The sequence below is a fragment of the Aquipseudomonas guryensis genome (assembly GCF_014164785.1).
Taxonomy (GTDB): Bacteria; Pseudomonadota; Gammaproteobacteria; order Pseudomonadales; family Pseudomonadaceae; genus Aquipseudomonas; species Aquipseudomonas guryensis.
The window spans coordinates 500039-514010 of the sequence record NZ_JACJFN010000003.1 but is presented as its reverse complement, the minus strand read 5'-3'; the positions used below and the strand labels follow the sequence as shown (position 1 = coordinate 514010).

At 63.3% G+C, this 13972-nt stretch carries 13 protein-coding genes; 10 read left to right on the top strand and 3 right to left on the bottom strand.

Annotated features, from left to right (window positions below; all coding sequences use genetic code 11):
• Positions 1–135: 135 nt before the first annotated feature.
• Together H3H45_RS13995 and H3H45_RS13990 are read right to left on the bottom strand one after the other, a co-directional pair.
• Positions 136–1248, bottom strand: a complete 1113-nt coding sequence (locus H3H45_RS13995) for a succinylglutamate desuccinylase/aspartoacylase family protein (protein WP_182834348.1) — start codon at positions 1246–1248, stop codon at positions 136–138.
• Positions 1249–1403: 155 nt separating this feature from the next.
• Complete coding sequence (locus tag H3H45_RS13990) at positions 1404–2180, bottom strand: ABC transporter substrate-binding protein (RefSeq protein ID WP_182834347.1); 777 nt, start codon at positions 2178–2180, stop codon at positions 1404–1406.
• A 553-nt stretch (positions 2181–2733) separates the two neighbouring features.
• Here H3H45_RS13990 and H3H45_RS13985 point away from each other — a divergent pair.
• From H3H45_RS13985 to H3H45_RS13965, 5 genes are all read left to right on the top strand, one after another.
• On the top strand, positions 2734–4500 hold the full coding sequence (locus H3H45_RS13985; protein ID WP_235983700.1) for a cyanophycinase: 1767 nt from the start codon (positions 2734–2736) through the stop codon (positions 4498–4500).
• Between the two features lie 87 nt (positions 4501–4587).
• Positions 4588–4911 (top strand): hypothetical protein, encoded by a 324-nt coding sequence (locus H3H45_RS13980; RefSeq protein ID WP_160489205.1) that lies wholly within the window; start codon positions 4588–4590, stop codon positions 4909–4911.
• 63 nt (positions 4912–4974) lie between these two features.
• Complete coding sequence (locus H3H45_RS13975; protein ID WP_182834345.1) at positions 4975–6270, top strand: OprD family porin; 1296 nt, start codon at positions 4975–4977, stop codon at positions 6268–6270.
• 195 nt (positions 6271–6465) lie between these two features.
• Complete coding sequence (locus H3H45_RS13970) at positions 6466–7206, top strand: transporter substrate-binding domain-containing protein (RefSeq protein WP_182834344.1); 741 nt, start codon at positions 6466–6468, stop codon at positions 7204–7206.
• A 79-nt stretch (positions 7207–7285) separates the two neighbouring features.
• Positions 7286–8554: a cyanophycinase gene (locus H3H45_RS13965; protein WP_182834343.1), complete on the top strand. Its 1269-nt coding sequence runs from the start codon at positions 7286–7288 to the stop codon at positions 8552–8554.
• A 117-nt stretch (positions 8555–8671) separates the two neighbouring features.
• Here H3H45_RS13965 and H3H45_RS13960 read toward each other — a convergent pair whose 3' ends face one another.
• Complete coding sequence (locus H3H45_RS13960; RefSeq protein WP_182834342.1) at positions 8672–8833, bottom strand: hypothetical protein; 162 nt, start codon at positions 8831–8833, stop codon at positions 8672–8674.
• A 124-nt stretch (positions 8834–8957) separates the two neighbouring features.
• Here H3H45_RS13960 and H3H45_RS13955 point away from each other — a divergent pair, with 124 nt between their 5' ends.
• The 5 genes from H3H45_RS13955 (at position 8958) to H3H45_RS13935 (ending at position 13956) form a co-directional block, all read left to right on the top strand.
• A complete protein-coding gene (locus tag H3H45_RS13955) occupies positions 8958–9599 on the top strand; it encodes a response regulator (protein ID WP_182834341.1) in 642 nt (213 codons plus the stop codon).
• Between the two features lie 368 nt (positions 9600–9967).
• On the top strand, positions 9968–10975 hold the full coding sequence (locus H3H45_RS20015) for a methyl-accepting chemotaxis protein (RefSeq protein WP_328822353.1): 1008 nt from the start codon (positions 9968–9970) through the stop codon (positions 10973–10975).
• Between the two features lie 28 nt (positions 10976–11003).
• Positions 11004–11372: a response regulator gene (locus tag H3H45_RS13945; RefSeq protein ID WP_182834340.1), complete on the top strand. Its 369-nt coding sequence runs from the start codon at positions 11004–11006 to the stop codon at positions 11370–11372.
• An 11-nt stretch (positions 11373–11383) separates the two neighbouring features.
• Positions 11384–11722 (top strand): STAS domain-containing protein, encoded by a 339-nt coding sequence (locus H3H45_RS13940; protein WP_182834339.1) that lies wholly within the window; start codon positions 11384–11386, stop codon positions 11720–11722.
• On the top strand, positions 11719–13956 hold the full coding sequence (locus tag H3H45_RS13935; protein ID WP_182834338.1) for a chemotaxis protein CheA: 2238 nt from the start codon (positions 11719–11721) through the stop codon (positions 13954–13956). The genes H3H45_RS13940 and H3H45_RS13935 overlap by 4 nt, the downstream gene beginning before the upstream one ends.
• Positions 13957–13972 lie beyond the last annotated feature (16 nt).

The window sequence follows — 13972 nt, the reverse complement described above, 5'->3', positions numbered from 1 at the left end:
GAAGGGCGGTAACCACCACGAGAAGGCCGCAGTGTATCCGAAGGCGCGGTGCCGGTGGCCGCGTGCCAGCCTGGTGCTGGCCACCAGCGCAGTCGAAGAGGGTGGCGTCCTTGCCAGAAACATTGCGCGCCTGTGTCAGTCGCTGAGCAGGCGACCCGTGCGGATCGGTGTGGCCCCGGCGACCTTGGCCAGCCACAGGCCAGGTTGGGCGAAGCGCAGGCGTTCGCGGGCGTAGAGCACACCGTCGGTGGTGGCGCGCACCAGCGAGCGGCGATCGCTGATCGGATCGAGCACCTCGAACAGCGGGTCGCCGAACTTGACCTGGGCGCCCAGCGGCTGCAGGAAGCTGACCACGCCCGGGTGGGGCGCGTAGGCGTACTGGGCGCCGGCAAACGGCGTGGCGCTGCAGGTGCTGGCGGGGATGGCCGGCCAGTTGCCGCTGAGCAGGCCCTGGTCGGCGAGGAAGGCGAGGATCGCCTCGGCGTCACGACTGGCGCGTTGCGGTTCGGTATCGGCCATGCCGCCCAGTTCGATGGTGGCGGTCAGGCAGGCCAGTGGTACGGGGGCGCCGGGGAAGGCCTCGGCCAGTTGCAGCCAGGGCGCGGCGCAGGCCTCGTCGAACGATTGGCCGCCGGAGTCTTCGGCCAGCAGCACCGCCTTGGCTTCCAGGCGCGCGGCCAGGCCCTGCAGGCGCGGCCAGGCTTGCGGCAGCGCATAGAGCAGCATCACCGACTCGAAGTCGCAATGCAGGTCGAGCACCACGTCGGCGTCGCAGGCGTGCTGCAGCAACAGGCGCTGCAGGCCGTCGAGCTGCGATTGCGGCTCGGGCAGCTGGCTGATCGCGCGGCGCATGGCCTGGCGGATCAATTCGATGTTGCTGTCCGCGTCATCGCCCAGCTGGCCTTGCAGGCTGTGGATCAGTGGCGCAGCCAGGTTGGGGAAGTCGCGGTTGAAATTCTTGCCGCTGGAGAAGTCGAAGCGGCCCTGGTGGGTGGCCTGGAACATCTGCGCCAGGCCGATAGGGTTGGCGGCGGGGACCAGCTCGATCACTCCGCGCAGGCAGCCGGCGTTTTCCAGCTCCTGCAGACGCCGCTTGAGTTCCACTGCCACGCGCATGCCCGGCAGCTCATCGGCATGCAGGGCGGCCTGGATATAGGCTTTGCGCGCACCGCTGCCAAAACGGAATACCGACAGATTGCGCTGTGTGCCGAGACCGCTCCAGGGCAGGGAATACTCAAGGTGTTGCATGCTGCTTCCTTGAAGCCTGTGCCTCTGTGCGCGACGCGGCCGGGCCTTCTGCGAGGACTTGGCGGGTACGCGGGCGGGCAGGCTCGTCGAGTTAATAGGGAGTTGTACCATGCAGTGTACCCGGCACTGGGCCGGGTGCACGGTGTGGGCGGGTGTTACTGGCCGTAGATGTCGTAGGCGAAGTACTTGCCCTGGATTTCCTGGTACTTGCCATTGCTGCGCAGGGCGGCGATGGCGTTGCTGAATTTCTCCGCGGTGGCGGCGTCGCCCTTGCGTACGGCGATACCGGCGCCATTGCCGAAGTACTTCGGATCGTTGAAGTCCGGGCCGACCAGGGCGAAGCCCTTGCCGGAGTCGGTTTTCAGGAAGCCTTCGCCGATGTTGACCACGTCGGCCAGGGTCGCGTCGATGCGGCCGGAGGCGAGGTCGAGGAAGGCTTCGTTCTGCGAGCCGTAGCGCACCACCTCGATGCCTGCGGCGGCGAATTTGTCGCTGGCGTAGCGATCATAGGTCGAGGCGCGCTGCACGCCGACTTTCTTGCCCTTGAGGTCGACCAGCGGGTCGTTGACCACGCTGCCGGCCTTCATCGCCAGCTTGCCGGGGGTGTGGTAGTACTTTTTGGTGAAGTCGACCGACTTCAGGCGGTCCGGGGTGATCGACATGGACGACAGCACGGCGTCGACCTTGCGCACTTTCAGGGAGGGGATCAGGCCGTCGAAGGCCTGCTCGACCCACTCGCATTTGACCTGCATCTCTGCGCACAGGGCGTTGCCGATCTCGTAGTCGAAGCCGCTGATCTTGCCGTCCGGCGTCTTGAAGGCGAAGGGCGGGTAGGCCGCTTCGATACCGATACGCAGGTCGGCTTCCGCCGCTTGGGTCATGGCGCTGAAGGCGCTGAGCGCCAGGGCGCCGAGAAGTGCGATTTTTTTCATTGTGATGACTCCTGTAAGTGGCGATTGAGCTCGCCTGAACGGCCGGTGGCCGTCTGGCGGGCGGTGCTGCTTCGCACGCTGGCGAAAAGGTGCGGCAGGAACCTTGTGGGTGCCTGCCCTGTCGTGGCTGCCTCGGTACAGCAAGCCCAGCAGTAATTGATAATTGAGTGACACGTTTTTGTTCGTTAACGGTACTTATAAGAAAAAAATGTGTCAATCAGGATTCGTCCGTGAATTGTTTGAGTGGTCCGGCGAATTGCCATTAAGTGGCTGTTTAATAGTGTTTTTATTAGTGATTTCCTGATCGCTTGGTCGGTTAAATGACCTGGATCGGGGGTTGCTTGATGCTTTTTGTTGATATACAAGATTTCAAAAATATGATTATTTGAAAAAAAACATTCGGTGCGGTTGCGCCCCGTCGAGCGGGTTTCGGGGCAAGGGAGTGGTCGGTGCGCGGTTGGTGTGCCGGGGTATCAGGAGGATGCGCTGGGTCTGCTGGGCTGGGCCGTCAGGGCCCGTGGTATTCACAACAAGAAGAGCAACAAGAATGACAATGCAGCCGAAACGTGGCGCCCTGGTCGCCGCCCTGATCCTTTGTGGTTTTTCCGCGCCGGCCCTGGCCGATGGCAACCTGCTGGCCGTGGGCGGCATGCTGCGTGCCAGCAACAGTGCGGTATACGAGAAGCTCATCGAGCTGGCCGGCGGTGCCGACCAGGCCCGCATCGCCATCATGCCCACCGCCAGCGGCAGCCTCAGTTCGAGCAAACGCTTCCAGGGCGAGCTGCAGGCCCTGGGCGTACCGGCCGAGCACATCAGCATCGTCGGCATCGACAATCAGAACTACCAGACCAGCATGAACGACCCGGCCGCGGTCAAACCGCTGACCGAGGCGACCGCCGTATGGTTCGTCGGCGGCGACCAGGCGCGCATCGCCCGCGCCCTGTACAACGCTGATGGCAGCGAGTCGCTGACCCTCAAGGCGGTGCGCCAGGTGTTCGCCAAGGGCGGTGTGGTGGCGGGCAGCAGTGCCGGTGCGAGCATCCTCGGCGCGACCATGCCGACCGCCTACGGGGTGGTCATGGATACCCTCGACTTCGGCGTCGCGCAGCAGGCTGACCAGCGCGGTACTGCCCTGCTCAAGGGTGCCGGACTGTTCAAGGCCGGCATCATCGACCAGCACTTCGACCAGATCGAGGAAACCAGCAGCGGGCGAGCTGCGCGCATGGCCAGCTACCTGGTCGGCCAGCAACCGGCCAAGGGTTTCGGCCTGGATACCAACACCGCGATCTGGGTCAAGCCCGATGGCCAGCTGGAAGTGCTCGGCGAGGGCTACCTGACGGTGATGGATGCCAGCCAGGCCAGCAAGGACTTCGGGGTCTACGGCACCCGCCTGCAGAACGTGCGCCTGGCCATGCTCGGCCATGGTGATCGTTACGACCTGAACAGCGGCAAGGTGCAGCCGGCCGAGGGCAAGGCGGCGATCACCGCCGGCAACGAATACCTGGTCGGCAACCAGCTGCTCACCGATCTCTCCGCCGTCTCGGCCATGTCGCGTGCCGTGCTCTATGGCCTGGCCGACAACACCGCCACCCGTCAGGTCGGCCTGATGACCCGCTACAACCCGGCCAACGGCTACCACTACGGTTACCGCTTCGAGTTCAGCGAAACCGAGGGTTTCAGCGCCCACAGCCGCTTCCAGGATTCCCTGACCAACTACACGGTGAGTGGCGTGCGCCTGGACATCACCCCGGTCGATGCAGCACTGCGCGATCCGGCGCGCAGCAGCCCGCAGGATGCCATTGCCAGTCGCTGGCCGGAGGCGGTGCGGGCGGTGACTTTCCGCGGGCTGATGACTAGCGATGCCAACAACCGTTTCGAGCCCAAGCGCGCGCTGACCCGTTTCGAGCTAGCCAATGCCCTGCAGATGACCCTGGCCGCCGAGCCGGCCCTGGACAAGCTGCCCAAGCTGGCCGACGTCCCGGCCGATCACCCGCTGCGCGAGCAGATCGAGGTGGTGCTTTCCAATGGCTGGCTGCAGGCCGATGGCCGCTTCGAGGGCGAACGCCCGGTCACTCGCCAGGATTGGGCGCTGGCCTGCAAGGCGCTGGTCGAGGGCTTCGCCAAGACCAGCCTGGTCCAGCGCGCCGAACTGAAGGATGTGCAAGGCCTGGATCCGGCCGTGGCCGAGGCCGCGGCGCTGACCGTCGGCGCCGGCTGGCTGAGTGCCGAGCAGGGCCGCTTCGAGCCTGAGCGTGCGGTGACTCGCGAGGAAGTGGCCTACAGCCTGGCGCGCTTGCTCGGTCTCGCCAAGCCGTCCTGACCCCCTGAAACACCGTTGATTTCGCCCTGCTGCGGTAGGGCGAGCGGGGCCCTTTGTGCCCGAGAAAAGCAAGTCGAGAAGGTGCTCATGCAATTAACCAATCTGGAGTTGTTCGCCCTGGACAAGCTGCTGCACGACCACGAGCCCGCGGTGGAGGCCCTGAAAAGCCCGGTCGCCACGGTGCTCGAACGGGTCGAGACGCCAGCCGGCTTCTACTCGGTGATCCAGCTGCAGCAGCGCCTGGCCAGTGCCGGCGAGCTGTTGGAACGCGAGTGGAAGTTTCGCCTCAAGCGCCTGAAAAGCGCGGGTTACTTCGTCTGCTGGCTGGATGGCGAGTCGACGTTGTGCCTGGAGGCGGTGATCAGCAGGGGCGTACGGCCAGCGGTGTTCACACCGGAACTGTTTGTCTGACCGGGTCGGCAAAAACCTGAAGCCCTGCGAGGGGCTTTCCAATAACACTAAACGGAGTAAGTCATGAACCTTGTAAAACTGAGTTGTCTCGCGCTGGCCATCAGTGCCGCCAGTACCCAGCTGGCGCTGGCTGGCCAGGCCGATGCCAAGGGCTTTGTCGAAGACAGCGAGCTGAACCTGCTGAACCGCAACTACTACTTCAATCGCGACTTCAAGAACAAACCGGATAGCCAGAGCTACCGCGAGGAGTGGGCGCACGGCGTGATGGCCGAGTTCGCGTCCGGCTTCACCCAGGGCACCGTGGGCTTCGGCGCCGATGCCTACGGTTACATGGGTATCAAGCTGGACAGCGGCCGTGGCCGTACCGGCACCGGCCTGCTGCCGATCAGCGACGAAGGCCGCGCCCAGGACGAATACGGCGAAGCCGGTGGTGCGGTGAAGCTGCGCGTCTCCGACACCGTGCTCAAGTACGGTGAAATGCGCACCGCGGCACCGGTGTTCGCCACCGCCCACAGCCGCCTGCTGCCGGAAACCGCCACCGGTTTCCACGTGGCCAGTGACGAGATCGAGAATCTGGCTTTCGAAGCCGGTCACTTCACCGCGTACAACAACCGCAACTCGACCAACAGCGATGACGAGCTGAACCTCAACTATGGCAGCGGCGAGATCGGCAAGACCCTCGACTTTGCCGGTGGCTGGTACACCGTCAACGATGACCTGAGCCTGGGCTTCTACGCCTCGCAGTTCGACGAGACCTGGAACCAGTACTACGGCAACCTCAACTACAACCTGGCGATCAGCGAAGGCCAGGGGCTGAACTTCGACTTCAACCTGTACCGCACCACCGACACCGGTGACGCCCTGCAGGGTGATATCGACAACACCACCTTCAGCCTGGCGGCCACCTACACCCTGGGTTCCCACAGCCTGCTGCTGGCCTACCAGGCGGTCGATGGCGATACCCCGTTCGACTACGTTGGCGGCGACTCGATCTTCCTCTCCAACTCCATGCAGTACTCCGACTTCAACGCGCCGAACGAGAAGTCCTGGCGCGTCGGCTACGGCTACGACTGGAGCGAAATGGGCGTGCCGGGCCTGACCACCAAGGTCACCTATGTCAAAGGTAGTGACATCGATGGCACCGACGCCGACGTCAACGGTGGCTATGTCGGTTACTACGGCGCCGACGGTGAGCACAGCGAAACCGACCTGGACATCAAGTACGTGATCCAGGAAGGCCCGGCCAAGGACCTCTCCGTGCGTCTGCGTCAGGCGTTCCACTACGCCAACGGCGATCAGGGCGAGGGCGACATCCACGAGTTCCGGGTGATCGTCGACTACCCGCTGAGCATTCTGTAACGCGTCGTCCAGCCCGTGGTTATGCAGCCACGGGCTGCAGCCGTTTTTCTTAAGGTCTGCTCCGATTGCTCCTTTGACCTTACGGCGCCCGTATGGCGCCGTTTTTTTCGGTAGAGGGCACCTGTGGCAGTACCGGCCGACCTGCAACAAGGAGGCGTGGATATGCGTGCGTACGGGTTGTTATACGGATTGTTAATGGCAGGGTTGCTGGCCTTCACGGTCCAGGCGGAGCCCCTGCGAATCGCCATGGAAGGACAGTTTCCGCCCTTCGAGGAGCTCGATCAGAACGGGCAGCTCAAGGGCTTCAATGTCGACATCGCCAATGCCTTGTGCGAGCAGATGAACACCGACTGCCAGTTGCAGCGGTTCGCCTGGGACGACCTGATCCCGGCCCTGCAGGAGCGACGCACGGACCTGATCCTGGCGTCCATGTCGATCACCGAAGAACGCCTCAAGCAGGTGGACTTCACCGCGAAATATGCGCAGACGCCGGCGTTCTTCTTCGCCCGCGAAGGCGCCATCAACGAAGTCATCATTACCCCACGGCGCATCGGTAACCGACGCCTGGGTGTGCAGCGTGGCACCACCTATGACCGTTACCTGAGCGAGCGCTTTGCCAAGCATGTGGCGATCGAGCGTTTCGACAGTGCGGCGGCTACCTACCAGGCGCTCTACGAGGGGCGCGTCGACCTGGTGCTGGACGATGCGGTGTCCGGTTACTTCGGCTTCATCGATTCGGCCAAGGGCGCTGGCTTCGAACGGGTCGGCAATGCCGTGGTGGCACCCAAGTTCTTCGGCAAGGGCCAGGGCATTGCCCTGCGCAAAGGCGAGGAGGCGCTCAAGGTCCGCTTGAACCGGGCGCTGGTGGCCATTCTCGATAATGGCGTGTATGCGCGAATCGAGAAGCAGTACTTCAAGCAGTTCAGCGTTTATTGAGTGTTTCCATAAGGCAATTCCGTTCTACGACAACCCCACAACAACAGTGCAGGCAACTGCACGTCTCGGAGAAATCACGATGACGATAAGAAAGAAGGTATGGCGTTCCGCGGTTCTACTCATCGCCCTGTTGCCCGGATTGGGGCAAGCGGCCGGCGCTCTGTTGCTGGTCGGTGGCGGCCTCAAGGATGACAACGCGGCCATCTATCAACGCTTCATCCAGCTGGCCGGCGGCACCGGCCAGGCCAAGATCGGCGTGATCACCGCCGCCTCCATTCCGGAAAGCCAAGATCCGGATGCCGGTACCGCCGATGCCGCCAACTCGCGGGCCAATGGCGAGTACTACGCCAACCTGTTACGCACCACCTATGGTGCAGCCAATGCCCAGTGGATTCCCATCGACCTGGACAATATCGCCAACAGCAGCAACCCGACGGTGGTCAGCCAGATCAATGGCATGACCGGCTTCTTCTTCGGCGGCGGTGACCAGTCGCGTCTGACCCAGGTGCTGCAGACCAGCAGCCGCACCGATACCCCGGCGTTGGCGGCGATTCGCTCGCGCTATGCGGCGGGCGCGGTCCTAGCCGGTACCAGCGCCGGCACCGCGATCATGGTCGACGGGCCGATGGTCACCGGCGGCGAGAGCTACGAGGCGCTGCGCTACGGGCCTTACACCACGCCGTCGGGTGATGACCTGTCCTATGACCCGCAGGGCGGCTTCGGTTTCTTCAACTACGGCCTGCTCGATACCCACTTCAGCGAGCGTGGTCGCCAGGGGCGCATCGTGCGGCTGGCCGACTACACCAACGTACCGTTCGCCTTCGGCGTGGACGAAAACACCGGTCTGCTGGTGCAGAACAATGCCAGCCTTGGCCAGGTCGAGATGGAGGTCATCGGTGCGGGCGGCGTGTTTGTCTTCGACCTGCGCAATTCCGAGCTGGGCAGTGGCAGCACCTGGGCCCTGTACGACGTGCTGGCCAGCTACCTGACCAGTGGCGACAAATACCGTCCGCAGACCGGCCAATTCGTTATCGCCAGCGCCAAGACCAGCCTGCGCGGCCGCGAGCAGTACAGCACGGCGATGACCGCCACCGGCGACATCTTCAGCAGCCCGAACAACAGCGGGGCCAATGGCCGCAACAAGCCGCGCGAGTTCGTCAAGGTCAGTGCCGACCTGTTCAACAGCCGCTCCACCAGCACCCTGGGGCGTACCTATGAGACCAACCCGCGCTACCGCGTCGACCTGATCAAGAGCACCCAGTTCGACAGCCATGGCTATAAAGGTACCGTCGGCGGGCAGAGTCTGACCTCCTACCTGCGCCTGCTGGTTGATATGCGCCTCAACTGATTTTCCCTCGCTGATCTTCCCTCCTGCCTGGCCGGGCTCTCTGGCTGGGCATTCTGATGCGGGGCGCCGGCATTTCGGCGCCCCGTTCAGGTCTCGTGAAAATATTTAACCAATTGGTCAGGAAGTGTCGCTCGGCTGCGGAATGGTCACGCGCAGATTGGCGCGCTTGTGGATTTGCGGCACACTTTTTCCGGCAGTCGAGACATTTAGGCGCATGATGGCTGCGTAAAAGCTCAGGTCGCGTATCAGTAACTGGCTGATTGCCATCACCTGCGCCATCACGCAGGATCGCCGCCCTCGCCGCGCCTGGTACAACCAGTGGCGGCACGCGAAACGTACCCAACCAAGGAGAGGTGGTACCCGATAGTGCAGGGGCAGAAGACCCCGTCTGAGGAGTGAGAACATGCCCGCGCGGGTTGTATTGGTCGATGATCACGAATTGGTCAGAGCTGGGATTCGCTCGCTGTTGCTGGAGGCTGGTTATCAGGTGATCGCTGAGGGGAGCGATGGCGACCAGGTTGAGGCGCTAGTGGAGACGCATCGTCCGGATGTGCTCTTGCTTGACCTGACCATGCGCCGCTGCTCCGGTCTGGAAGCCCTGAGCACTGTGCGTTCGCGCTGGCCCGAGCTACCGGTGATCCTGCTGTCGATGCACGACACCCGCGACTATGTGATCAAGGCCATGCAGATGGGCGCCTCGGGCTACCTGCTCAAGGATGCTGCGGTGATCGAGCTGCAACTGGCCCTGCAGGCCGTGCTCGATGGTCATCGCTACCTCAGCCCACGGGTGGCGGGACAGGTGATCGATGCTGCGGCCGGGGTGACCGAGGAAACGCCGCTGGAGCTGCTGACCAACCGCCAGCAGGAGGTGCTGTACTGGCTGGCCAAGGGCAAGAGCAACAAGGAAGTGGCCTTTATCCTCAACCTCAGCGTGAAAACCGTCGACACCCACCGCGCACAGATCATGGACCGCCTGGCGATCCGCGATCTGGCGGGTCTGGTGATGTATGCCCTGCGCCGCGGCATCATCAAGCTGGACGAGTGAATCGGCTAGGTAAAACTACCTAGGCACGCCCGCCAAATCACTGATAAGGATTTTGGCGTCAATTTACTAAGCTCCGGCAGGTATTTGCGGCGATGGCAGTTTGCCATCCGCCGCTGGCCAAAATCTCAGCTACCGTTAATCCAGTGAGTCGGCCTTCCCGCTTCAGTGCGCGGATAAGTCGTGGCCAGAACATAACAATAAAAGGGGCTTCGCTCGAACCCCTTCCGCTGCCTGGAGAACCATCCATGGTCACGAGTTCGCGGCTAGTCGCACATGCCCCGCGTTCCTGGCTGCTTGCCGGCACTCTGTTGATTCCAGTCGTCTGTGTCTTGCTGGCTGCCGTTTGGTGGCACGGTGCGCTCGCGGCTGTGCTGCTGTTGACCTGGCTGTGGTTGTTCGTCAATCGCCCAGCACTGCAACAGGGACCGATGGTTGAAGACTCGGCGCCGGCCCTGGCGCAGACCCAGGCCAGTCTACTGGCGCTGCGCGAGCTGCTGGATGCCGTGCTGCCACTCTGGGTGCGGCATATCGAGCTGGTGCAGGGCCAGACCTACCAGGCCGCCGAAGGCCTGACCTCGAAATTCATCGGCATGAGTCAGCAGATCCATCAGGTACTCGACCTCGGTGGTGGCGAGGATGGCGCCGGGGTGTTCGAAGTGCTGCGCCACGCCCAGGTCGAATTGCCGCGTGCGGTAAAGATGCTCGATGAGACCAGTGACGAGCGCCAGCGCTTCCTGGTCGAGATCCGCGAACTGAGCGGCTTTGTCGGCGAGCTGCATGGCATGGCCGAAGACGTGGCGAAGATCGCCTCGCAAACCAACCTGCTGGCCCTCAATGCGGCGATCGAAGCGGCGCGTGCTGGCGAGTCCGGGCGCGGTTTTTCGGTGGTGGCCGACGAGGTGCGCAAGCTATCGTCGATGTCCGGGGAAACCGGAGCGAAGATCACTGAAAAGGTCCAGGTCATGGGCCGTTCGATGGAGTCCATGGTGGCCCGGGCCGAGCAGATGGATGCGGTCAGCCAGAGCACCATTCAGGCTGCAGAAAATATCGTCGGCCAGGTGCTCAGCGAGCTGGCCGCAGGTGTCAGTCAGCTCGAACAGCGCCTGCAACTGCTGCAGGGCAACAGCCGCGAGGTCGAGCACACGGTCAATGCGGTATTGGTCGACCTGCAGTTCCAGGACCGGGTCAGCCAGATCATTTCCCACATCACCGATGACATCCAGCGTCTGCAGGGCTGCATGGGCGACGAGCAGGTGCCCTCCAGTCGGGAATGGCTCAAGCGCCTGGAGTCCAGCTACACCACGCTGGAGCAGCAACGCGCGCACAGCGGCCAGGCCGCCGCGGGCGTCGAGCAGTCGTCCGTGACTTTCTTCTGACTATCTGAACGGAAACAGGAATCTCGTAATGGGCAAGACCGTATTGGTGGTGGACGACTCGACGAGCTTTCGCCAGGTCGTCGGCATCGCGCTCAAGGGCGCCGGCTATGACGTGCTGGAAGCCTGTGATGGCAAGGACGCGCTGAGCAAGCTGGATGGGCGCAAGATCAACCTGATTGTCTCCGATGTGAACATGCCGAACATGGACGGCATCACCTTCGTCAAATCGGCCAAGTTGCTGCCGGCCTACAAGTTCACCCCGGTGATCATGCTCACCACCGAGGCCGGCGAAGCGAAGAAGGCCGAGGGCAAGGCCGCTGGCGTGCGCGCCTGGGTGGTCAAACCCTTCCAGCCGCCGGTGCTGCTGGATGCCGTATCCAAACTGATCCTGCCCTGAAAGGTTGCGCAATGAGCGAAGTCCAAGGTCGCGAAGAGGCGGGGCGCTACATCGCCGCGGTGCAGGGCGAGTTCAATATCTATAGCGCGGCGCAGCTCAAGGACGAACTGCTCGGCGTGCTGAACAGCCATAAACAGCTGGATATCGACCTCGGTGCGGTCGAAGATTTCGACAGCAGCGGCGTGCAGATCCTTCTGATGCTCAAGCGCGAGGCGCAGCGCCAGGGGCGCAGCCTGACCTTCACCCAGCACGCGCCGAGCGTGCGTGAAGTGCTCGACCTGCTCAACCTGGTGGCCGAACTGGGTGATCCACTGGTCATTCCGCTGGATGCCACCGGAGGTCGCCCATGAACCTGGATCAAGCCCGTGGCGCCCTGGTGCAGGAGGGGCGTGAACTGCTCGTGGCGATGGAAGACGCGCTGCTGGAAATCGAGAACGATGGCTACAACAGCGAGCGGGTCAATGCGATTTTCCGTGCCGCACACACCATCAAGGGCTCGGCCGGGCTGTTCGGCCTGGAGTCGCTGATCAACTTCACCCACGTGGTGGAGAGCCTGCTGGATGAGGTGCGCAACGGCGAGCAGACTCTAGACGGGGCCATGCTCTCGCTGCTGCTGACCTGTGGCGACTACATCGGCAGCCTGCTCACTGCGGTCGAGGAGCGCAGCGAGGCCAATGAACCCAATTCGGCGTTGCGTGCGCACCTGCTCAGCCAGCTGAACGACTACCTGCAGCCTGCCGGCGAGGCAGCTGCGGCGCCAGTGGCAGAAAGCCCGGAACGCAAGGAAAGCACGGCGGTGTCGCCAGTGCAGGCAGCTACCGGGCGGGTCGATGTGTTGGAAGGCGAGGCGGTCAGCAGCGACCTCTGGCATATCTCCCTGCGGCCCAATGGCGATGTGCTGCGCAATGGCATGGATCCGCTGTCGTTCCTGCGCTACCTGGGCAAGCTGGGGCGCATTGTTTACATCCATACGCTGACCGATCAGGTGCCCGAGGCTGCCGGCTTCGATGCCGAGACCAGTTACCTGGGCTATGAGCTGGAGTTCGAGTCCAGCGCCAGCAAGCAGGAAATCGAGGATGCCTTCGAGTTCATCCGCGAAGACAGCCAGCTGTTGATTCTGCCGCCGCACAGTGCCATCGATGCCTATATCAAGCTGATCTCCAGCCTGCCGGAAACACCGGGGCGGCTGGGCGAGATGCTGGTGCGCAGCGGCGCGCTGACCACCCATGAATTGCAGCGGGTGCTCGAGCGGCAGAGTAGCGGCCGGCAACCGGCACCGCCGTTGGGTACCCTGCTGGTCGAGGAGCAGCTGGTGGCGCCGCCGGTGGTCTCGGCGGCGCTGCACAAGCAGAAACAGAGCGAAGAAAAACGTAGCCACGAACAGGTGTTCATCAAGGTCGAGGTAGGCAAGCTCGACCAGTTGATCAATCTGGTCGGCGAACTGGTGATCGCCGGTGCCGCCGCCAGCCTGTCACTGCGTCAGGGTGATCCGGCGGCGATGGCCGAGGCCAACGAAGGCGTGGCGACCCTGGTGGAACATATCCGCGATGCCAGCCTGTCGCTGCGCATGGTCGCCATCGGCGAAGTGTTTCAGCGCTTCCCGCGGGTGGTACGCGATATCAGCAAGGAGCTGGGCAAGGACATCGAGTTGCTGATCACTGGCGCCGACACCGAGCTGGACAAGTCCATGGTGGAGAAACTCGCCGACCCGCTGATGCATATCGTGCGCAACGCCATGGATCACGGCATCGAGCCGGCGGATACGCGCCAGTCTTATGGCAAGACCTCGCGTGGCCTGCTGCGCCTGAACGCTTATCACGAGTCCGGCAGCATCGTTATCGAGGTCAGCGACGATGGCCGCGGCCTGGACCGCGAGCGCATCCTCGCCAAGGCCATCGAGAAGGGCCTGGTGCAGGCTGACCAGCAGCTCAGTGACCAGGAAGTCTACCGGTTGATCTTCGAGCCGGGCTTTTCCACTGCCGCGCAGGTCACCAACCTGTCTGGGCGTGGCGTGGGCATGGACGTGGTGCGGCGCAATATCGAACAGCTGCGCGGTGAGGTCGAGGTGCTCAGCGAGTTCGGCCAGGGCAGCACGGTGCGCATCCGCCTGCCGCTGACCCTGGCGATCATCGATGGCTTCCAGGTCAAGGTGGCCGACGAGATCTTCGTCCTGCCGCTGGATCAGGTGGTCGAGTGCGTCGATCTCGGCGAGCGCGAGAACCTGCATGACCTGGTCAACCTGCGCGGTGAGCCGCTGCCGTTCGTGCACTTGCGCGGCCTGTTCGGCCTGCCGCCAGGCCAGGGGCTGCGCGAGAGTCTGGTGGTGTTGCAGTTCGGCGCCAACCGCGCCGGGGTGGTGGTCGATCAGCTGGTTGGCGAATTCCAGGCGGTGATCAAGCCGCTCGGGCAGATCTTTGCGCAGAACAAGGTGCTCAGTGGTTCCACCATCCTTGGCGATGGCAGTGTGGCGCTGATCCTCGATGTACCGAACCTGATTCAGCGTGCCAGTGCAGCCGCTGAACGCTCGGCCGGCTCTCTGGGTAGAAGCGCTGAAAGCGCTGCTGCACGGGCGCTGGCCCAATAAAAAACCGGGAGAAGAA

Excerpts from the sequence above, each read along its gene's own strand:
- H3H45_RS13995 (WP_182834348.1), bottom strand. The coding sequence starts at position 1,248 with ATGCAACACCTTGAGTATTCCCTGCCCTGGAGCGGTCTCGGCACACAG.
- H3H45_RS13990 (WP_182834347.1), bottom strand. The coding sequence starts at position 2,180 with ATGAAAAAAATCGCACTTCTCGGCGCCCTGGCGCTCAGCGCCTTCAGC.
- H3H45_RS13985 (WP_235983700.1), top strand. The coding sequence starts at position 2,734 with ATGCAGCCGAAACGTGGCGCCCTGGTCGCCGCCCTGATCCTTTGTGGT.
- H3H45_RS13980 (WP_160489205.1), top strand. The coding sequence starts at position 4,588 with ATGCAATTAACCAATCTGGAGTTGTTCGCCCTGGACAAGCTGCTGCAC.
- H3H45_RS13975 (WP_182834345.1), top strand. The coding sequence starts at position 4,975 with ATGAACCTTGTAAAACTGAGTTGTCTCGCGCTGGCCATCAGTGCCGCC.
- H3H45_RS13970 (WP_182834344.1), top strand. The coding sequence starts at position 6,466 with ATGGCAGGGTTGCTGGCCTTCACGGTCCAGGCGGAGCCCCTGCGAATC.
- H3H45_RS13965 (WP_182834343.1), top strand. The coding sequence starts at position 7,286 with ATGACGATAAGAAAGAAGGTATGGCGTTCCGCGGTTCTACTCATCGCC.
- H3H45_RS13960 (WP_182834342.1), bottom strand. The coding sequence starts at position 8,833 with ATGGCGCAGGTGATGGCAATCAGCCAGTTACTGATACGCGACCTGAGC.
- H3H45_RS13955 (WP_182834341.1), top strand. The coding sequence starts at position 8,958 with ATGCCCGCGCGGGTTGTATTGGTCGATGATCACGAATTGGTCAGAGCT.
- H3H45_RS13945 (WP_182834340.1), top strand. The coding sequence starts at position 11,004 with ATGGGCAAGACCGTATTGGTGGTGGACGACTCGACGAGCTTTCGCCAG.
- H3H45_RS13940 (WP_182834339.1), top strand. The coding sequence starts at position 11,384 with ATGAGCGAAGTCCAAGGTCGCGAAGAGGCGGGGCGCTACATCGCCGCG.
- H3H45_RS13935 (WP_182834338.1), top strand. The coding sequence starts at position 11,719 with ATGAACCTGGATCAAGCCCGTGGCGCCCTGGTGCAGGAGGGGCGTGAA.